Consider the following 21158-nt stretch of genomic DNA (forward strand, 5'->3'; position numbering starts at 1 on the left):
ATCCACGCGCTCGTTCCCATAACCGCTTGACCCAAGTTCGTCAAATCCCGGCCTCATAGCGGACCGCAGACGGTGTGGTCCCGAGCCGCAACGGCTCGCCTCCAGCGCCTGTCTTGTCCGGGGAAACCGATTCTCGCAGGGTGGCCCGATGATTTGTACGACCGCCAGCCAACCCCTCAGCCCACAGGTCAGTGACCTTGAGCGCCGAGGCATCCGAGCCGCTCAGGTGGAGCTCGGCCCGCAAACATCGCCCTCGACCCGGGGCCGGAACCCCAATGACCTATTGAGCGTGCACTGCTGGGGACCGATCCCGACCTGCCAAACGGCCCCACGGCCACGCACCGCGCCTCTTCAGTGTCCTCTCAGCACAACCTGGCTGCCCCTTCGCGAACCCGGCTGCCGTTTCCACGAGCTCAAGACGCGCGTGACGGATCGATTTGCCTCGGCTGTCCCGTCCGAGCCGGGCGCGACCACTGGCCTGAAAACGCGCTGGCGGGCAGTTGTGAGCTCTCGAATCTTCGGAGCCTCCAGCTTGCACTGACGCTTCCTCGAATGGCGCCCGGATTCCCGCTGGTCGGGCCATCCACCGTTCGTATACGCAATAGAACATATATTGTGCAGAATTTATTTATGCGAGCCAAATCTGGCCCCGGTTTTTAACCCGATCGACCGCGCCCGGATACAGGGACATTACACCAAGCCCAACGTCGCAGCTTCCCCGCCCCAAAGCCCACTGGTCGCCAGGCGTGTGTCAGCTCGCACAGAATGTCCAAACCGAGCGCTCGCCGCAGACGATCCTCTCCAACCAGAGAGCCCGGGTACCGCAAAGTCGCTTCGAAGCCGGCCCGCTCCTGGGGTGTGCCTTTCGGCGTCCGACTGAGGAGCCACGGCTTCTGGAGCCCCAGCACTCGGGGGTGCCGACCGCGTCCAAGGGCTTGGCGCTGAAAACGCACCATGCCTCATGCCTTCCGTGCAATCATGAGTAGCGTGGATGCAAACGTGTGGGCCATCCAGGCCCTCCAAGGACCAGGCGTCAGCCAGAGGTCCCGATTGCGCCGACGGGCGAACCAGGATCGTGCTCGATACCCGGCGGGGAGATCGGCACGCGCCCGTACAAGGTCATCGGAATTATTTCACGAACAGGAAAAGCACCCGCACTTTCGCTGAGAATCGAGGCTGGTTTGCGGAGGACCCCACTTTTTCAATGGCCTGGCGGGTCTTGGACACGTGAAGTCCCGGGGCGCAGTTCACCGACACGGTGAGCGTCGTCCGTGGCGACCTCCACAGCGGCCGGCAGCGGCCAGAAGGGCTGGCTGCGGAAGCGAATGCGATCTTTGGCGCGTGCTGCATGCGGGTGGCGGCTGCCGAGTCGGGTGCCGACGGAAGACGCGTTGGCCAAATGCATGCCCGACCGACAGAAGGTCGAGACGTTCCAATGGCCTCGCTGCAACGGAGCCGCCGGGAGGTGACCACGAATGGCCAGGCCGCGTTTGCCATCGGGTTCCATTGGGCCCGAACGCGCCAAAAGGCGCGCAAAACCAAGCGGCACATGGAAACCGCAACACGGCCGGAGCCACGAAAACAGCCGAGAGTCGCCAGCCGGCAGAAGCGGATTTACCCGAGCCCCCGGATCGCCCGATCCGTGACACGCCGGGGATGACCGGCCAGGGGTTCACGCCGGCTCAGCGTTTGAGGAATTTCGCCACGGCTTCAGTTCGGGTCCTCACCTGCAGTTTTTCGTAGATGCGTCGGATGTGGGTATGGACCGTTTCGTAGCTCACGCCAAGCCGGTCCGCAATCTCCTTGTACAAGAAGCCCTGGGCCAGCAGATCCAGCACCTCCCGTTCGCGCGGCGACAGCTCCGCCGTGGTATCGGGCGGACGTGGCGTCGGGCGTTGAAACGACTGAACCACCTTCCGGGCAATGTGAGTGGTCATGGGGGAACCACCGCTGACCACGTCCCGGATGGCCTGCAGCAGCTCCTCCCGGGAGGATCGCTTGAGCAGGTACCCCGTGGCCCCGGCTGCCAGGGCGTTAAAAATATTGTCGGTGTCCTCGTACACCGTCAGCATGATGAACTGAGTTTCCGGGCACTGGGGTTTCAGCTGACGCACGCACTCCACGCCGGTGAGGCCCGGGAGGTTGATGTCCATCAACACCACATCGGGTCGAAGGCCCGGAATGGCGGCCAGCGCTTCCTCGCCCGTGGCGTACATGCCCACGCATTGGAAGCCCTCGGTCCGACCAATCACCCGGCCCAGGGTGGCCCGGAGTTTCTCGTTGTCTTCCACGATGGCGACTTTAATGGGCATGACAGACAGACGAGGGATCCCGAGGAGGGCTGTAAGTCCGGCGCCGACGAACTTGCAAGAGGCATGCGGCCAGGGTCCGGACGCGCGGCGCGATCGAAGGACGGGGTTCGTCACCCCTGATTCGCAGGCTTGTGGGATTCATCGGCGCTCAGGGAATGCGGTGAACTCCAGGCACACCCGGGTCCCGCCGCCGGGAGCCGCGGCGATGTGAAAACGACCTCCGATCTCTTCCAGTCTGCGACGCATGTTTTCCAGCCCGTGGCGCCCCCGGGCGGCGGCATCGGGGGGCAGACCACAACCGTCGTCCTGAATCTCCAGCAGGATGTGTCCATTGTCGAGCCGGAGACGCAGGTGGACGCTCCGGGCCCGGGCATGCTTGACGACGTTGTGGATGGCCTCCTTGGCCGCCAGGTAGACATTGTGCCGCACCTCGGGGGCCAGGGGCACGTCCGGCAGGGGCGGTACGTCGAGGCGATAACTCAGCCCGGCCAGAGCCAGGTATTCCTGGGCGTATTTACAAAGGTAATTGACCAGGCCCTCCAGCGAGTCGTGGGCCGGGTTGGTCGCCCAAACGATCTCATCCAGGGCCCGCGTGGTTTCCCGGGCCGTCTCCGTGATCTGGCGTGCATGAGCCTCAACCTCCTCCGGTTGATCCTTGTCAGTCTCCAGCAGCTCCGCCAAGAGGGCGACCTGGACCAGATTCGCACCCACCTGATCGTGCAGGTCTCGAGCGATGCGCGCCCGCTCGCGTTCGAGGGCTTGCTGTTGTCGCAATTGGCGGCGCAAGCGCGCCGTGGAGATGAGGTGGACCGTGCCGGCAACCCCGGCCAGCAAACTCAGGCTGGCAGCGGCAAGGAACCAGGGCGTCCGCCAGAAGGGTGGCTGTACGACAACCTTGAGCGTCACAGGAACGCTGCTCCAGAGGCCGTCTTCGTTGGCGGCGCGTGCCTGGAACTCGTATTGGCCCGGGGGCAGGTTCGGGTATCGCGCCAGGCGCGATCCGTCGGCAGGGGTCCAGGTGTCCTCGTAACCGGCCAGGCGGTACTCGAATCGAGCCCGCTCCGGGGCGCTGAGGTTGAGACTCGTGTAATGGATCTCCAGTCGATTACGGCCCGGCGGAATCACCAGCCGGGACAGGGAAGGATTGCGGAGGCTGCGGATCCAGACGGGTTCCCCGCTCAACCACACGGATTCCACCAGCACCGGCGGCGGGAAGGGATTCGGGCGGAGCTCGGCCGGATGCACACTCACGACCCCCTGCACCGTGGCGAACCAGAGCCGGCCATCGGGGGTTCGCGCCGCCGCCGGCTGAGCGCCCTGCGTACATTCGCCCGTGGGCAGCCCATCGGCCCGGGTGTAGACCCGGCCCGTCACGTTCCGAAGCTGCCCGGTGCGCAGTTTTTCAAGGGTTTCCCGGGGAATGCGAAGCAGCCCGGCGTTCGAGCCGACCCACAAATGGCCGGCATCGTCTTCGAGCAGGTAGCTGATGCTGTTGCCCGGCAGTCCGTTTTGCGTGGTGAACCGATGCCACTGCCCCTGAAAAAAGCAGGCCAGGCCCTGTCCGGGGGTGCCCACCCAGACGGCGCCCCGGTCGTCCACCCACAAACAAGAGACGTCATCTCCGGGCATCCCGCCGGGAGTCTTGCGGTACACGGTGGTTTGGTTGGATACCCAGCGCGTCAGGCCGCCGCCGATCGTCCCGATCCACAGGGCTCCCTGTGGATCGTCCGCCAGGGCACGAACGGAATCGGCTCCCAGTCCATCGGCGGTGCGGAGCCAGCGCCACCGCCCCTGGTCCCAGCCCACCAGTCCGGCCTGGGTCCCGAACCAGAGTCGCCCCGCCCGATCTTCATGAATCGCCGCAACGGCGGTCAGCAGAGCCGGTGGACCGGCGACGCGTTCGAAGCGCTGCCCCGTCCAGCGGAACAGGCCACCGCCGGTGCCCACCCACACGCGTTGCTGACGATCCACCCACAGCGCGGAGACGTTTTGTTCGTAAGGCGTGACCAGGCCGTGTTCGGGCCCAAATTCCTGAAGGCCGTTGGTGGTATGAAGTCCCAGGCCACGAGTGAATCCCATCCACACGTTTCCATCTGCATCACTGCAGACGGTCTGGGCCACCAGGCCGCCGGTCAGAATGTGTCGACGGAACCGTTTTCGTTGCACTCGATGCAGCCCGCCGCCGTCGCAACCAATCCAGAGATTTCCCTCCCGGTCCATGCACAACGCCAGGATGCCTTCGGTCGCCAATCCTTCGGCCTTCCCCAGGCGTGTGGCCCGGCCCTCGGCATCGAACCAATACACGCCGTCGCCACTGGTTTCGTCCAGCGTGCCGATGATCAAATTGCCTTCCGCGTCTTCGCACCCCGCAGAAGGCCAGGCATTGGGCCGCCACGGGTAGGGTCCGAGGTCGCGCACCAGCTGATTCCCGCGGCAAAGCAGAATGCGGCCATTGGTCAAGCGCCAATGCCCGCCGGTTCGGCTTGGAACCAGCAGGTCCAGGCGGGTCACCGGCAGGACCAGTTCCACCGGCAACCGTGGCGGTTCGATATCTTTCAACGGCCCGATGGCCGTTAACTGGTGATCGGTCCCGACCCACAGCCGATCCTCTTCCAGAGCAAGCGCCCGACATCGGCTGGGCCGGTCCGCGCCCACCTGCCATACATGGACCTGCCCGTCGAGGTAGCGGCACAATTGACCGTCCGCAGTGTAAAGCCACACCGCTCCCCGCTGGTCCTCCGCCACGGCCCGAAGACGCCCCTCCCGCGAACCCCGGCCAACGTCCAGGTTGCGCAGGCCCTCCGGCCGGGCCAGCACGATGCCCGCCGTTTCCGTGCCGATCCACAGTTGCCGCCGGCGATCTTCGTAGATGTGGACAATGCGGCTGCTCGGCAGCTCCGGCGTGTTGACAGCATCGAACACCGTGAAGGTCAACCCGTCAAAACGCACCAGTCCATTCAGCGTACCCAGCCAGAGGTAACCGTCCCGGTCCTGAAGAACCCCCAGCACGGAGCTCTGCGGAAGCCCTTCACCCGTGCTCCAGTTTTCCACCAAAAAGGGCGAGTCCGAAGGCGACGTAACCGCGGCCCGCTGGATCAGTGCGGGCAGCGTCGTCGCCAGCAGGAGCAGCGCAATGATGAAATATCGGCGCTGGTTGGCGCGCATTTCCACGGCCGGATTTTCGGCGTGACTGCTGTTCGATGTAAAGCCGCAGCCTGCCCTCCCCTGCCCTGTTGCCGGGAGGACCGGGTCGGCCGCCACCACCCCGGTGCACGGGGAGTTGCCTGCCGCCGGGTTCAACCCTCTTGCAAGCGGGCCGGTTCCAATCGGGGTACCAGCAGGTGAATGATTCCCAGCGCCAGCAAATACATGGTCCCGGCCATGATGAAGATGCTCATATAGCTCTGCGTGGCCTGGAGAATGGCGCCCACCAGCATGGCGATAAACATACCTCCGATCGCGCCCGATGTCCCGCCAATGCCGACCACCGATCCCACCGCTTTGCGCGGAAACATGTCGGAGGTGAGGGTGAAGAGGTTGGCCGACCAACCCTGATGGGCCGCCGCGGCCAACGAAATCAGCGCCACGGCCAGCCACAAGCTCTTCACGTACGCCGCAAACATCACCGGCACCACGCACAGGGCGCACAGCAGCATCGCCGTCTTTCGCGCCCGATTGGCCGTCCAACCGCGTTTCATGAGCCAGCCGGAAATCCAACCGCCTCCGATGCTCCCCACGTCGGCCACCAGGTAAATGACCACCAGGGGCAGCCCGATGCTTTTGAGGTCCAGGCCATGGTTCCGGTGGAAGAAATCCGGAATCCAAAAGAGATACAGCCACCAAATCGGGTCGGTCATGAATTTGCCGATCGCAAACGCCCAGGTTTGTCGATGAGGCAGCAGGGCTCGCCACGGGATGCGCACTTCGGGATCGGGCGGGTCGCTCCGGATATAGGCCAGCTCGGCCGGTTTCAGCCGTGGGTGCTGATCGGGCGGGCGGTAGAAATACAGCCAGGCGGCCACCCAGAGGAAGCCGACCATACCGGTGAGGATGAACGCCCAGGCCCAACCCAAATGAAGCGCAATCCAGGGGACCACCAGCGGCGTGACCAATGCGCCGACGTTGGTCCCGGCGTTAAAAATGCCCGTGGCCAGCGCGCGCTCTCGTTTGGGGAACCACTCCGCCACGGTCTTGATGGAAGCCGGAAACGCGCCCGACTCCCCAATTCCCAGCGCGAACCGTGCCACCGCCAGCCCCACAGCTCCCCCGGTTAGAGTCACCCATGCAAAACCCGTGGCGGCATCCAGATTCAGCATGGGCAGCCGCCACTGATCCGGGACCAGCCCCGCCAAGCCATGCGCCGCCGCCGCCAGACTCCAAAGACTCACCGAAATGGCAAAACCTCGCCGGACCCCAACCGCATCCATGAACCGCCCGGCGAAGACAAAGCCCAACGCATAGGCCAACTGGAACGAAAAAACGATGGACGAATAGATCCGTTCATCCGACCAGCCGAACACCTGCGTGAGCGTGGGCTTCAGAATCCCGATCACCTGCCGGTCCACGTAGTTGATGATCGCAGCGAACAGCAACAGCACGCAGATGGTCCAGCGGAAGTATCCGCCGGCGGGCTGCCTCGGGACCTGGGCTGCCTCCACAGATGCGCTCATGCCGGGCCTTCTACCCGGGCGGCCCCTGCCCTGTCAAAGCCGGATGCCTCCCAAAATGTGCATCGCGCCCCTCAAAAAGTGTCCGGCCAGCCACCATGCTACACCCGGTTCGAAATCCGGCGCAACGCACGAAGGATCGACCATTCACCCCGGTCACCGTCGCATGGCTCCACTTGGTTCCCTCGCGAGACCCGCTTGTGCCCTTGCAGGGCGCGGCAGGTTTGGGCGACGGAGTTCTCGGGACGTTGCCCCGGGTTGGTGGGTCGGAGGCCCCTTCGGCGCCTTCATCGCCCCAGTAGGGAAAATGGACGGCGCAGAGCGCATCGTCATCGAGCCGCCGATTCAAAAAATCCAGCGAAAGCTCCTTTCTCTCGGTTTTCCCGTGCCGAGGACGCCCGAAATGCCGCCGCGGCTTTTCGGGGGTCTCCCTCACCGGAAATGGGCCGCGCAGCCGATTACGCAGACAACCCAGTGGGCAAGGCGACTTGCTCGACGCCCCACCAATGCCTAGTCTGGCCCTCCCGGGATCGGCGGGCCCTGGGGCAATCCTTCCCTGCCCTTCGCCGGGGAACCGACTGCAGACCCATGAAGATTGCACTGAACTGGTTGCGACAATACGTGGATGTACAAGAAAGCCCGGAAGCGCTGGCCGAGCGACTGACCATGCTCGGCATCGAGGTCGAGGGCATGCAGCGGATCGCCGGCGAGTTCGAGGGCATTGTCGTGGCCCAGATTCTCACCCGGGAGAAGGTGCCGGGGTCGGACAAACTGTCCGTGTGTCGTGTCTTCGATGGTCAGGCGGAACGAACCATCATCTGCGGCGCCCAAAACCACAAGCCGGGGGACAAGGTGGCGCTGATTCTGCCGGGGCATGCCCTGCCCCGAAAGCCGGGCGAAACCGAGCCGTTCGTCATCCGGGAACGCAAAGTGTTCGGGATCGTCAGCCAGGGAATGATGTGCTCGGCCAAAGAGCTGGGGCTTTCCGACGATGGCGAGGGACTATGGATCCTGCCACCGGAAGCGCCCGTGGGCCAGCCCCTGGCCGAGTATCTGGGCCGCAGCACGGGCGATGTGGTGTTCGATCTGGAAATCACCCCGAACCGCCCGGACCTCAACAGCGTTCTCGGCATTGCCCGGGAACTGGCGGCCGCCACGGGCCGGACACTGCGATTCCCCGAAATCGCTGACCTGCCCGGCTCTCCGGAGGACCCTTCGGCGGCCGACTCGGTGGATCTGGTGGTCGAGGCCGCCGACCTGTGCCCCCGGTACGTGGCGCGTGTGATCCGGGGCGTCCAAATCGGGCCCAGCCCCGAGTGGCTGAAGCAAACCCTGGAGCGGGTCGGCTTGCGCAGCATCAACAACGTCGTGGACGTCACCAACTACGTCATGCTGGAGTGCGGCCAACCCCTGCACGCCTTCGACGCCGACCGCCTTGCCCGCGATGCCTCGGGCCGCATCGGTTTGCGAGTCCGACGCGCCCGGGACGGGGAACGATTCGTCACCCTGGACGGCCAGGAGCACACGTTGAACGCAGACATGCTCCTGATCGCCGACGCAACGCAGGGAGTTGCGCTGGCCGGCATCATGGGCGGCCAAAACTCGGAGGTCACCGCCACGACCCGCGATGTACTCATTGAAAGCGCCTGGTTCCAACCCGCCAACATCCGGCGCACCAGCAAGGCCCTGGGGCTGCGCAGCGAGTCCAGCTACCGCTTCGAACGCGGCGCCGATCCGGGCCTCACCGATTGGGCCAGCCGGAGGTGCGCACAATTGATCCTGCAAACTGCCGGCGGCCGACTCGCCACCGGGTCCGTGGAGTTCCATCCCTCCCCCACCCCACCGCGTCAGGTCACCCTGCGATTCGACCGCACCCGGGCCGTGCTCGGAGTGGCAATTCCTCCCGACGAACAGCGCCGTTGCCTGGAAGCGCTGCAGTTGAAAACCGTCCACGCCGACACCGCTTCAGCGACCTTCGAAATCCCCTCCTGGCGACACGACCTGAAACGGGAAACCGATCTGATCGAGGAAATCGAGCGGTTGTACGGCGTGGAGCGCATTCCCGCCACCCCGCCGCGCGGGGCCCTGGGCCACCACCCCGCCGACAGCGTGTTCGACCAGCTTTCCTGGATTCGCCGGCTGCTCTGTGGCATGGGCCTGGACGAAGCCCAGGGCCAGACGCTCATCTCCGAAGACGCCGCCCGGCTCACGGCCGCCTCGGACCAATGCGTCCGGCTGGCCAACCCGCTGAGCAGCGACATGAACACCTTGCGCCCCAGCCTCCTGCCGGGCCTGCTGCAGGCCCTCCGGCACAACGTCACCCGCAAAAACCTGGACGTGGCCCTGTTCGAAATCGGCCGCGTGTTCCGCAGAGAACGCGAAGAGCTGCGCGAAGAACGGCGCCTGGCCTGGGCCCTCACCGGCCGTCGCCACCCCGTCTTCTGGACCGGCGAAGGCCGGGACGCACGGTTCGATTTGTCCGACGCCAGGGGCGTCTTGGATGAACTACTGGAACAACTGGGCCTGCGCGGCGTGACCTTCCAGCGCCGCCCCGATGCCACCGCCCTGTTCGTCGAGTCCGCGACCGTTCACCTGGGCCCCCAGTGCCTGGGGGAGCTCGGGCTGGTCTCGCCTCTGATCGCCCGTGCCCATGATCTGCGCGACCCGGTGGTGATGGCCGAGCTCAACCTCGACCTGCTCCTGGCGCGACGCCCCACCACGCGGACTTTCCGACCCTTGCCCGTGTACCCCGCCATCCGACGCGACGTGGCCATGGTGGTGCCGGAAAACGTCACCCATGCCGATGTGCTGCGCGTCGTTCATCAGGCACGGGTGGATCACCTGGAGCAGGTGCAGATCTTCGACGTGTTCCGCGGAGGCAACATCCCGGCCGGGCACAAGAGTCTGGCCTACGCCTTCACCTACCGGGCCGCCGATCGCACGCTGACCGACGCAGAAGCCAATGCCCTCCACGCCCGCGTGGTCGAGGCGCTCAAACAGGGCTTGCACGCCGTCATCCGCGAGGGTTGACGCGGACGCCCCCCAACCCCTCGTGGCTTCGACAAAATGCCGCAAGCTGCACGGGCGCTCTCGCATTTGCGCTTCAATCGCGGGCTGCCGGTGGTTTTGCCGGGGCACGCCCCGGGCCCATTCTTGCCTTTCCCCGCAAGCCCGATAGATTCAGCGCCCATGAAGTTTTGGATGGCGTGGCTGGCATATGGGGTTTTCGGAGTGTTGCTGGCGTGGGGGATGATCCTGGCTCACGCAGGCAATGTCTGGCTCTTGTTGTTCGCGCTGGGCTTGTACGCCGTGCTCCTGGCCCGGTTTGGTTGTTCGCAAGGCTCGACCCACTAGCCGGGTGGCAGAGCCCTCCCGCCCATGGGGAACAGACCAATGCGGGCCGTGGTCCAACGGGTCAGCGAGGCCTCCGTCATCATCGACGGCAGTTGCTACAGCCGCATCGGACGGGGCCTGCTCGTACTGCTGGGCGTGCAACAAGAGGACACGAAGGACGACCTGGAATGGCTGGCCGGCAAAATCGCACGGCTCCGGGTCTTTCCCGATGACGAGGGGGTAATGAATCTCTCGGTCGCGGAGACCGGGGGCGAGGTTATGGTGGTCAGCCAGTTCACATTGCTGGCCAGCACCCGGAAAGGCAACCGCCCCTCCTACAGCCGGGCTGCCGCTCCGGAAGCGGCACGGCCTCTCTATGAACAGTTCGTGGCGGTGCTGGCGGGGATGCTGGGCAGGCCCGTGGCCACCGGACAGTTCGGCGCCATGATGCAGGTGCACCTCGTCAATGACGGACCCGTGACCATCCTGATCGACAGCCGGTTGCGCGAATGAAGGACTTCCCGGCGCCCCATTGCCCGGAAGTCCCGGCGGCCGCGCCCCAGCTGGTCGTCCCGGCAAAGCTCTTGGGTTGCTCCTTTCACCGCCCGGCCCCATGCTGACGCTCGCGACGCATGTCACCGGAATGGACCATTGAGGATTGGCTCAGCCGTCTCGCCCGGCGCGAGGTCTCGGCCCGCGACACAGTCGGCTTCTACCTGGATCGAATCCGCCGTTTGGATCCTCAGCTTCGTGCGTTCCTCGAATACGATCCCGGGGACGCGCTGAACCAGGCCGACGCCGCCGACCGTGCCCTCGCTGGAGGCACGACGCATCAGAAGAAACCGCTGCTCGGGATCCCGGTCGCCATCAAGGATAACCTGGCGGTGCGAGGTCATCCCTTGCGATGCGCCTCGCGCATCCTGGGAGATTTCCGTTCCCCGTACGATGCCACTGTGATCGAGAAACTGCGTCAAGCCGGTGCCATCCTGTTGGGGCGCCTCAACATGGACGAGTTTGCCATGGGGAGCTCCACGGAAAACTCGGCGTTCGGACCGACCCGGAATCCATGGGACCTGCAGCGGACCCCGGGCGGCTCGTCGGGCGGATCTGCAGCGGCCGTCGCGGCACGCGAATGCCCGGCGGCGCTCGGATCCGATACCGGCGGCTCCATCCGCCAGCCCGCCGCCTTCTGCGGCTGCGTCGGCCTCAAACCCACTTACGGGCGGGTCTCCCGGTATGGTTTGGTCGCCTTCGCCTCTTCCCTCGACCAGATCGGGCCCCTGGCAGGGACCGTCCGCGACACAGCCCGGTTGCTGCAGATCATCGCCGGCCACGATCCCAGGGACGCCACCAGCCTGCCGGACGCGGTGCCCGACTATTTGTCGGAACTGGACAAAGGCGTGCGCGGATTGCGCCTGGGCCTGCCCCGGGAGTACTTCGCCGAAGGCCTCGACCCGCAGATCCGGGAGGCCGTGATGGCTGCCGTGCGGCAGCTGACCAACCTGGGCGCCGAAGTGCTCGAAGTATCCCTGCCACATACCCCGTACGCGCTCGCCACTTACTATGTCATCGCCACCGCCGAAGCATCCACGAACCTGGCACGCTTCGACGGCATTCGCTACGGGCTTCGCGTCGACGGGCAAGATCCACTGGAGCTCTACGAGCGCACGCGCGGGGCCGGATTCGGATCGGAGGTCAAGCGCCGGATCATCCTGGGGACGTTCGTGCTGAGCAGCGGATACTACGACGCCTACTATCTCCGCGCACAAAAGGTCCGAACGCTGATTCGCCGCGACTTTCTGGAGGCCTTCCAGAAGGTGGATGCCCTGGTCACACCTGCCACGCCCACACCGGCGTTTCGGTTGGGGGAGAAAGTCTCCGATCCCCTGCAGATGTACCTGAGCGACATCTTCACATTGTCATGCAATCTGGCGGGGATCTGCGGTCTGAGCCTGCCGTGCGGCCTGACCCGCGAGCCGCAGTTGCCGATCGGGCTGCAACTGTTGGGGCCGCCACTGGGCGAAGCCACCCTGCTCCGCATCGCGTATGCTTACGAGCAGAGCACGCCCTGGCACAAAGTTCTGCCCCCCGTGGCCAGGGGAACCTCGGAGGCTGCCCTGGCCGCCGCCTCCTCCTGAGTGGCGCTCCCAAATGGGCCCGAGGGCAACCCCCAGCCGTCTGGCCCGCCGGCCCTCCCAGTGCATGGCTCGCCCGCGCTTGTCCCTATTGCGTTTCGCCGGTCGTCATCCGGAGAAACACTTCCTCCAGGCCGGGTCGCTCCTCTCGCAGCTCCAACAGCCGAAATCCACCATGTACCAGCACCTCGGCAACGAGGCCGGCGTCGGCCTCACCCGGTGCCAGGTGAATGCGCAAGCCGTGATCCACCGGCTGGACGTCAAGGACCTCCGGCCGGCCACGGAGAACGGCTGCGGCGGCCGTCGCATCCCCGGCCACCCGGGCCCACACAAGCAGGCCCCGGTGTGGATCCCGTTGGCTGGCCCCGGCCGTGGGCCCTGTGTACGTCAGCCGTCCCTTCTCCAAAATGGCGATCCGGTTGCACAGGGTCTCCAGTTCCCGCAGGATGTGGGATGAGATGATGATGGTCTTCCCCATGCGCTGCAGTTCCTGCAAGATCGCCATCAGTTCGAGGCGCGCCCGGGGATCCAGACCACTGGCAGGTTCGTCGAGCAGCAGCACACGCGGTTGATGAATCAGAACGCGGGCCAGCCCCAGCCTCTGTTGCATCCCCCGACTCAACGTCCCCACCAACGCGGTGCGTTTGTCCGCCAGCCCCACCAGCTCCAGAACATCCAACACCACGCGGGGACGTCGTGCCGAGGGAATCCGGTAACACGCCGCGAAGAAGTCGAGGTATTCCTCCACCTCCATGTCCTTGTACACGCCAAAGAAGTCCGGCATGTAACCAATCAGTCCTCGCACGGTTTCTGCCTCGGTTACCACGTTGTGCCCGAGCACCTTCACCGTGCCCGAGGTGGGCAGCAAAAACGTGGCCAGGATCCGCAGCGTGGTTGTCTTGCCGGCCCCGTTGGAACCCACCAGGCCAAGCAGGTCTCCTTCATAGACCTCCAGGTCCAGACCCGCCAGGGCGTTCACGGCGCCAAACGAACGGGTCAAGCCCCGAATCTCAATCGCGATGGGAGGAGGTTGGGACGGGGTCATACGAGGCAGGGGATGCAGGCGTCACCGGCACCCGGATGCGATACAAAGTCCCGTAAGTCATTCGTTCGGGTCGAAACCTGGCCATCCAGGGGAGCGGCCGGTGTTGCTCCACCCAGGCCAGGAGCCAGACATGGTGGTGTGGAGGTTCCTCGGGAAGCGGGAGACTTCGCAACACGGATCCCGCACGATTCGTCCCGCTCGATTCGACGCCCAGGGAGGCCAGCACCGCCGCTTCACCCAGGGCGACCCGCTCCAATTGAGACCCTCCACCCAGGCCATGGAAGTGGGTTGAAGAGTCGAGGATCCTGCGAGCCTCTTCCAGCGCCGTCTTACGCGGGGTCATCGCACTGGCAAGCGCCGTGAAGTGCAAGCGCTGCATCGCCTGTACCGGAACAAGGCGACACGCCTCCGCTCCGGCCACCAGCCAAACCTGGTCCAGCGCTTGCGGCAGGTGGTTTTCCATCTCCAGGGTCCAGCCTCCCCGGTGTTGCCGCGCTTGCACCTCCACGGGGCTGCCCAAACTGGCGTACCATTCGTGCACCCAATCGCGACTCGTCCAAACCGGGACAAGAATCTCGCCCTCCCAGCCCGGGCCGGAGGGCCGCAGGACCGACCGACGATTGCCTTCCCAATGTGTCCAGGTTTCCTCCCATGGTTCGCGCACACACCCCACGACATCCGGCGCTCCCACCGGGTACCGGCGGTTGCTGGGAGAATACAAGCTCACGAAAGTCCAGCCCCGGACCATGGTTGACGGCCCGGTCAAATCTACGTCCACCACATTCAGCTCTCTCCACTCGCTGACGCCGGCCCGGTAGAGATACCCAATGGCGTACACGGTGACGGCAAAAAGAAGCGCATAGGCCGGCAGCCGGATCCACGTCGCCATCGGTCGCCGCGACCGCCGCGTCCACCGATAATCCACAGGCCCGATCAACATCACATAAACCACAAGTAAGGCCAACACCGCGATCCACGGCAGGGACCGAATCTGATCCGTCTGTAACGCCCGGACCAGCAGGGCTTCCTCCGGGCTTCTCCAATCCCGGGCGCTCCCCGACTGCGATGACTTCGGCCCATCGAACTGGTGCCACCCCCAAAGCCGATGCCAGCGGCCCGAGTTCCTCACCCAGTTGAGCCAGGGCTGGCGCTCCATATCGCACAGGACCACGGTCACTCTCCCCAAACCCCGTTGATCCGACACCACCAAGGGCCACTGCTCAAACCAGGCCCACACCAAAGACTCCGGAGCCCGCGCCTCACAGAGCCGAAGGGCCCCCGGCATCGTGCGATTTCCGACCGTGGCATCAACCCACATCGCTTCCGTCGCGGGTTCACCCGGCATGCGCCGTTCCCATCGAATTCTACTGAGCGTGCCGGTCACACTGAGCATGCCGACAACCTCCACCGGCAGGAGCTCCCGCAACCACGGGACGTAATCCAGATCCTGTGCCTCGGCCAGGCCCACCATCAGATGCCCGCCGCGACCCAGCCACGCCCGCAACGCATCCACCTGTCCCGCCGTTAACTCCCTTGCCCGCTCGCTCGAAAGGTACAGCCCGTCCACCGCTTCCCACAGCAGCGGCGACTCCGGCAGTTCCCCCGGACGAATCGAGGTCCAGTGCGGACTGGTGAAATCCTGCGGCGGGCCCCACGTCCCCAGCGAACTCGGAAACGACCGGCCCACCACCAGAGCCCAGGGAACATCCCTTCCCAGCACGCGCCACGGGCTTGCCACGACCGGGTCCCGAGGGCTTCCACCGCCCGCAGCCGAAACGAGCCGTGCTTGGCACTCCGCCGAGTAAATGGTTGAGCAAAACCCAAGGGTCTCCAGACGCTTCCGCGTCCCCTGCGGCAACTCGAATGGAATGCGTTGGGCCCACCCGCGGCCGCTCAGATCCCCTCCCAGCTCCAGCTCGCCCTCAAAGTGCCTGCCCTGATTGTGCGCTTCCACTTGGACAGGTAGCCAGGCCCCCACCCGCACGACCCCCTGGTAACCCACCTGTAAATTTAGTTGAATCTCCGGTTGGGACGCCGCCTGCGATAGCGGGCCCGTGAAACTCAACCCCCACATCAGGCGCAGGCTGCACAGCCAAATCATGCCGGCAGAGCCCCGGGGCCGCATCCGGAGAGACGGCTGTCCCATACCTGCCGGCAGGTTTACTCGCACGGCACTGCATCTAGCGCGCCCTGCAAAAGGGCGCAACCCTGATTCCTCCGCCGGCCAACGGACTCGTCGGCAACGGGCCGCGCCAACGAGGGGAAAGGAAACGGCGGCGCCCGCACCCATGCCAGGCGTCGCTACCCACCCTGCCGTTCTTGTTCGAGCCAGTCGTCCATGCAGGGCCGGGCTCCGCGGGTTCGGTCCGACCCAACCCGCTGGCGCCTCGCAGAGGAACACTCGGTTCTGCGCGATTCAAGAAATTTGGCTTGACGCTGGCCATTTTCGGGCATAGGGTGCGGGCGATGTTGCGGCAAGTTCGACAAGTAGTCCTGCTGGTGGTCGTCGTTCGCGGCGACGCCGCCGTCGGCTCTTGTCGAAACTGAGCGAAGTTTGGACAAGAACCCACGGCTGGCAACGGTCGTGGGTTTTTTGTTTGTCCCACGACGCCGGCCGACAACACAAACACCGTATGAGCAGTCAAACCATCGAAACACAAAAAACGGCCGCCCGCCGGGGCGAGATCGGCCCGATGATGACCGGCAGCGAGATCCTGGTGGCCGCCCTGGAACGAGAGGGCGTCGACACCATCTTCGCTTATCCCGGCGGCGCGAGCATGGAGGTGCACCAGGCGCTGACCCGGTCGAAGAAGATCCGCGTCTATCTGCCCCGCCACGAGCAAGGGGGTGGTTTTGCCGCCGAAGGGTACGCACGCGCCACGGGCCGGGCGGGCGTGGTCATGACCACCAGTGGCCCGGGGGCCACCAACCTTGTCACCGCCATCGCGGACGCCTACATGGATTCCGTGCCGCTGGTGGCCATCACCGGCCAGGTCAGCACTCACATGATCGGCAAGAGTGCCTTCCAAGAAACCGACATCTTCGGCATCACCCTGCCGATCGTGAAACACAGTTACCTGGTCACGGACGTCAACGACCTGGCCCGGGTGGTGAAGGAAGCCTTTTATCTGGCCCAAACAGGTCGGCCGGGCCCCGTCGTCATCGATCTCCCCAAAAACGTGCAACAGGCGCGGACCCAGCCCGTCTTCCCCGCGGAGGTCAGCTTCCGCGGCTACGATCCGGAACCGCATGCCTCCGACCTCGAGCTGAACGAGATCATCGGGCTCATCGAACAATCGGAGCGTCCCGTCCTCTACGTTGGAGGCGGGATCATCAGCGCCAACGCGGCGGAAGAGCTCCGGGAGTTTGCCGAGCGCACCGGCATCCCCGTCACTACGACGCTCATGGGCATCGGCGCCTTCCCGGAGGATCACCCGCTGTCCCTGCGCTGGCTCGGCATGCACGGAGCCGCCTACGCCAATTGGGCCGTCAACGGCGAATATCTGCCGCGCAAGAGTCCCAATGACCCCATGGTCAAGGTGAAGGACGGCGCCGACTTGTTGCTGGCCTTCGGCGTGCGCTTCGACGACCGGGTTACCGGCAAGGTGGAAGAGTTCTGCAAGCACGGAACCATCGTCCACATCGACATCGATCCGGCCGAGCACAACAAAAACAAGCGGGCCCACCTGCCGATTCACAGCGACATCCGGTACGCGCTGCGCCGGCTCAACGCCATGCTGCGCGAGCGGCCCATCCAAAAGAAATTCACCGCCTGGCACGCCCAAATCGCCGAATGGAAACAGCGCGCGCCCTTCCGTTACCGCGTCACCGAGGAGGTCCTCCAATCGCAGCACATGCGGGATCACCTGCGCGGCATGGAAGGCGAAGTGATCCTGCCCCAGATGGTCATCGAAATGCTTTACGAAATGACCCGGGGGGAGGCCATCATCACCACCGGCGTGGGCCAGCACCAAATGTGGTCGGCCCAGTTCTACAAATACCGGGAACCGCGCCAGTTCATCACCAGCGGTGGGTTGGGCGCCATGGGCTTCGGCTGGCCCGCCGCCCTGGGCATCAAGGTGGCCCGCCCCGACCGCCAGGTCATCGACATTGACGGGGACGGTTCCTTCCTCATGAACGTGCAGGAGCTGGCCCTGGCCCACATCGAACGCATCGCCGCCAAGGCCATCATCCTCAACAACCAACACCTCGGCATGGTGGTGCAGTGGGAGGACAAATTCTACGGCGGCAACCGGGGGCACACCTACCTGGGCGATCCGACGAACCGGAAACAGATCTATCCCGATTACGTCGGCATGTGCGCCAGCTTCAACGTCAAGTGCGAGCGGGTGCTCTACAAGCGCGACCTGCGTCCGGCGCTGCAGCGCATGCTCGACGCAGACGAACCCTACGTGCTGGACGTGATCGTGCCCTACACCGAGCACGTCCTCCCCTTCATCCCCGCCGGCCGGACCGTGGCCGACATGATCTGGGAAGACTGAGCCGAAAACAGGACGTTCCCTGCATGCAGCTTCGCCCACGGGCCGGGCCCCAGGGCTCCGGCCTGTGGGCTTTCGGTTTTTGCAGCCGGTGCTGCTCGCGACGCCGCGGCCTTCCGCCGTCAGCACGACGGAACCGAGGCGTGCCCAAATGGCGGTCCCAGGTCCTCAATCCACCTCCAGCGCCTGACTCAAAAGTTGGGGCAAATGGTTGAGCAACGCCGTGTCCTGCACCACCAGAGTCGCGCCGGCCTCGTGCGCAGCCTCCGCCAACGCCGCCCCCTCGGCACTGTGAAACGCCAGAACCGGGACATGCGACGTGGCCGGATTCCCCCGAATCCTCCGAAGTGCATCGCACACGTCGCCACGCGTTACCTGCAGATCCGCAAACACGATCAGGGGCAACCACGAGGCCGTGCACAAGGGCAGCTCATCCACGGCCTGCACCGTCTGCACCCGATAGCCCAGGTCCTGAAGGCGATTCACCAGCTGTGTCCCGGGCAAAAGACGCTCATAACACAAGAGAGCCAGCGGTTGTGTCACGCATCCTAGGGTGGTGGGTGCGGGCCCGATTGCAATGACATTCCTGGCCGGCCCGCGGCTGTCCCGGGCACCCGGGTCGGGCCACGGCCACAGCCCTGTCCCCCGGGAACCGACGCCACCCGGAGCTTGGTCTCCCCCACCCGGCCGGGCTATGCTGATGGTCCGATGAGCGGACGGAAACGCAAATCAACGCAAGGCCAACCCGAGTTGCCATTGCCGAACGAAAGCCCCGGCGGCGAACATCAGACCGGTTCGTCCCCGCCGGCGCCCGCCCGTCGCCAGAGCAAACAGCCACCAAAAGACGGGCAAACGAACAGCCCCGATTCACCCCCGCCCGGCGGCAATGGCGAGACCCACGTTCAGGCCGAGCCGGTCCCGACCCCGACGCGTCGGCCGTTCGATCCCAAACGAGTCGAACTGCCCCTGCATCAGCGCGTGGACCGCAGCTTTCTCGAGTACGCCAGCTACGTTATCCGCGACCGTGCCATCCCCAGCCTGGCTGATGGTCTGAAGCCGGTCCAGCGCCGCATCCTCTGGGCCATGCACCTCAGCGATGACGGCCGCTTCACCAAGGTCGCCAACGTGGTGGGCGATACCATGAAATTCCATCCCCATGGCGACGCCTCCATTTACGAGGCCCTGGTGGTGCTGGCCAACAAACGCTACCTGATCGAGGGCCAGGGCAACTTCGGCAACATCTATACCGGGGACCCACCCGCCGCACCGCGCTACATCGAATGTCGCCTGACGGATCTCGCCCGCAACGAGCTGTTCAACGACGCGATCACTGAGCTGGTCCCCAGCTACGACGGACGCAACCAGGAACCGGTCGCCCTGCCCTCCAAGCTGCCCCTGGCCCTCATGCTCGGCACCGAGGGCATCGCCGTCGGATTGTCGGCCCGCATTTTGCCCCACAATTTTCCGGAACTCCTGCAGGCCCAGATCGCCATCCTCAAAGGCCAGCCCTTCAAGGTCCTGCCGGATTTCCCCACCGGCGGCTTGATGGATGCACGCGACTACCAGGACGGTCGCGGCAGCGTCAAAGTCCGCGCGCGCATCAAAGTCAAGGACCGTCACACGGTCGTCATCACCGAGATCCCGCCCGGCACCACCACGGATTCCCTCATCGCCTCCATCGAAGACGCCGTCCGCAAGGGCAAACTGAAGGTCCGGTCCATCCACGATTACACCTCTGAATCCGTGGCCATCGAGATCAAGGTGCCACCCGGGGTGGAACCCGAACAACTGGTCGACGCTTTGTATGCCTTCACGGATTGCGAGGTCACGCTGACCAGCCGGATCGTGGTCATCAAGGACCACCGACCGGTCGAAATGACCGTCAGCGAGGTCCTGCGGGAAAACACCGCTCAACTGTTGGACATCCTCCGACGCGAACTGGAACTGCGCCAGCGGCAGCTCGAGGACGAACTGCACTTCCGCACGCTCGAACGCATCTTCATCGAAGAACGCATCTACAAGCGCATCGAACAATGCCGCACCGCCGAAGCGGTCCGGGCCGCCGTTTACGAGGGCTTCCAGCCCTTCCGCCGGGAGCTGTTGCGGGAATTGACCGGCGAAGACGTGGAGCGATTGTTGCAGGTGCGCATCCGTCGCATCTCCCTCTTCGACATCGAGCAACACCGCAGGGAGATGGACAAAGTGCGGGCCGAACTCGCCCAAACCCGCAAACACCTGAAAAACCTCACCGCCTACGCCATTGCCCATCTGGAGCGCCTCTTGGAACGTTACGGCCCCGAGTATCCCCGCCGCACCACCAAGTCCGCCCGCCATGAGGAAGTGGACGCGCGCGCGGTGGCGTTCAAGGCCTTCAAGGTCAGTTACGATCGTGAAAGCGGGTACGTGGGTTACAAGGTCAACGGCGACGAGTTCAAACTGGACTGCACGCGGTACGACCGGATCCTTCTGGTGTTCCGCGACGGTACTTACAAAATGATCGAATTGCCCGAGAAACTCTTCGTCGGATCGGAAGTGATTTACTGCGGGCTGCCCGAGCGCGACCGCGTGTTCACCTGCGTCTACAGCGACCGGCGCGCCAATTACCTCAAGCGCTTCACCTTTGGGGGCATGATCCTCAACAAGCTCTACTCGCTGGTGCCGGACAAGGGCAAAGTTCTGTTCCTGGCGCCGGACACCCCGCCCTGCCTCTACATTCGTTACAAACCGGCCCCTCACCAGAAGATCCACCAGCAAACGTGCGATCCCTCCCAGGTGGAGGTGCGCCAGGCCCGGGCCCGCGGACGACAAATCTCCATCAAGGATATCGCCGCTGTGGCGGCCGAGCCGCCCCGGGGCTGGGATCCCGAAGCCACAACCACGCAGGTCGTCTTCGTCTGAACCTCGCAGCGACCTCGTAATTGCGGAGCACCGGGGGCGCTTTTCGTTTTGCGCCACCGCTTTCGGCCAACATGAGACAAGCCCGGTCACCCTCTCGAGGGCGCCCCGCGGAAGACCCGCGCCAACCCCACTCACGGTGGCGCCACGGCCTGCCATGCGAGCGTCGAAACATTACCCGGCGGCCGGGCAGGCACGACCCGATCGCCCGCGGGGCCAACGACTTTTTATGCGCAGCGCCCTGACGTTTCCGGCCTTGAACCGGAGGTGGC

The 21158-nt window shown here is 64.9% G+C and carries 12 protein-coding genes; 6 read left to right on the top strand and 6 right to left on the bottom strand.

The genetic code is table 11. The features are described from left to right. Positions 1-1682: 1682 nt before the first annotated feature. From ACPDIT_RS14285 to ACPDIT_RS14295, 3 genes are all read right to left on the bottom strand, one after another. Positions 1683-2312: a response regulator gene (locus tag ACPDIT_RS14285; protein WP_423444587.1), complete on the bottom strand. Its 630-nt coding sequence runs from the start codon at positions 2310-2312 to the stop codon at positions 1683-1685. A gap of 138 nt (positions 2313-2450) precedes the next feature. Continuing rightward, positions 2451-5477, bottom strand: coding sequence for a two-component regulator propeller domain-containing protein (locus ACPDIT_RS14290; protein WP_423444625.1), 3027 nt, complete (start codon positions 5475-5477; stop codon positions 2451-2453). Positions 5478-5608: 131 nt separating this feature from the next. After that, the gene (locus ACPDIT_RS14295) at positions 5609-6982 is read right to left on the bottom strand and encodes an MFS transporter (RefSeq protein ID WP_423444589.1); all 1374 of its coding nucleotides are present in this window, start codon (positions 6980-6982) and stop codon (positions 5609-5611) included. A gap of 585 nt (positions 6983-7567) precedes the next feature. Between ACPDIT_RS14295 and pheT the strand changes: the two genes are divergently transcribed. The 4 genes from pheT (at position 7568) to gatA (ending at position 12450) form a co-directional block, all read left to right on the top strand. Further along, positions 7568-10009 carry a phenylalanine--tRNA ligase subunit beta gene (gene pheT / locus ACPDIT_RS14300; RefSeq protein ID WP_423444591.1) on the top strand — a complete coding sequence of 814 codons (2442 nt, stop codon included), beginning with the start codon at positions 7568-7570 and terminating at the stop codon, positions 10007-10009. A gap of 159 nt (positions 10010-10168) precedes the next feature. Continuing rightward, the gene (locus ACPDIT_RS14305) at positions 10169-10333 is read left to right on the top strand and encodes a hypothetical protein (RefSeq protein WP_423444593.1); all 165 of its coding nucleotides are present in this window, start codon (positions 10169-10171) and stop codon (positions 10331-10333) included. A gap of 39 nt (positions 10334-10372) precedes the next feature. Continuing rightward, a complete protein-coding gene (gene dtd, locus ACPDIT_RS14310; protein ID WP_423444627.1) occupies positions 10373-10825 on the top strand; it encodes a D-aminoacyl-tRNA deacylase in 453 nt (150 codons plus the stop codon). Between the two features lie 119 nt (positions 10826-10944). Then, positions 10945-12450 (top strand): Asp-tRNA(Asn)/Glu-tRNA(Gln) amidotransferase subunit GatA, encoded by a 1506-nt coding sequence (gene gatA / locus ACPDIT_RS14315; protein ID WP_423444595.1) that lies wholly within the window; start codon positions 10945-10947, stop codon positions 12448-12450. An 85-nt stretch (positions 12451-12535) separates the two neighbouring features. Here gatA and ACPDIT_RS14320 read toward each other — a convergent pair whose 3' ends face one another. Beyond that, positions 12536-13447, bottom strand: coding sequence for an ATP-binding cassette domain-containing protein (locus tag ACPDIT_RS14320; RefSeq protein ID WP_423444597.1), 912 nt, complete (start codon positions 13445-13447; stop codon positions 12536-12538). A 10-nt stretch (positions 13448-13457) separates the two neighbouring features. Next, positions 13458-15593, bottom strand: a complete 2136-nt coding sequence (locus tag ACPDIT_RS14325) for a hypothetical protein (RefSeq protein WP_423444599.1) — start codon at positions 15591-15593, stop codon at positions 13458-13460. Between the two features lie 532 nt (positions 15594-16125). On the opposite strand from ACPDIT_RS14325, the gene ilvB reads away from it, so the two are divergent. Then, positions 16126-17994, top strand: a complete 1869-nt coding sequence (ilvB, locus tag ACPDIT_RS14330; RefSeq protein WP_423444601.1) for a biosynthetic-type acetolactate synthase large subunit — start codon at positions 16126-16128, stop codon at positions 17992-17994. Positions 17995-18159: 165 nt separating this feature from the next. Here the strand turns inward: ilvB and ACPDIT_RS14335 are convergent, their stop codons facing one another. Next, on the bottom strand, positions 18160-18534 hold the full coding sequence (locus ACPDIT_RS14335; RefSeq protein WP_423444603.1) for a hypothetical protein: 375 nt from the start codon (positions 18532-18534) through the stop codon (positions 18160-18162). A gap of 165 nt (positions 18535-18699) precedes the next feature. Here ACPDIT_RS14335 and ACPDIT_RS14340 point away from each other — a divergent pair, with 165 nt between their 5' ends. Further along, positions 18700-20889, top strand: coding sequence for a DNA topoisomerase IV subunit A (locus ACPDIT_RS14340; RefSeq protein WP_423444605.1), 2190 nt, complete (start codon positions 18700-18702; stop codon positions 20887-20889). Positions 20890-21158: the final 269 nt, after the last annotated feature.

Origin of the sequence: Limisphaera sp. VF-2 (assembly GCF_049537125.1) — a bacterium.
Lineage (GTDB): Bacteria > Verrucomicrobiota > Verrucomicrobiia > Limisphaerales > Limisphaeraceae > Limisphaera.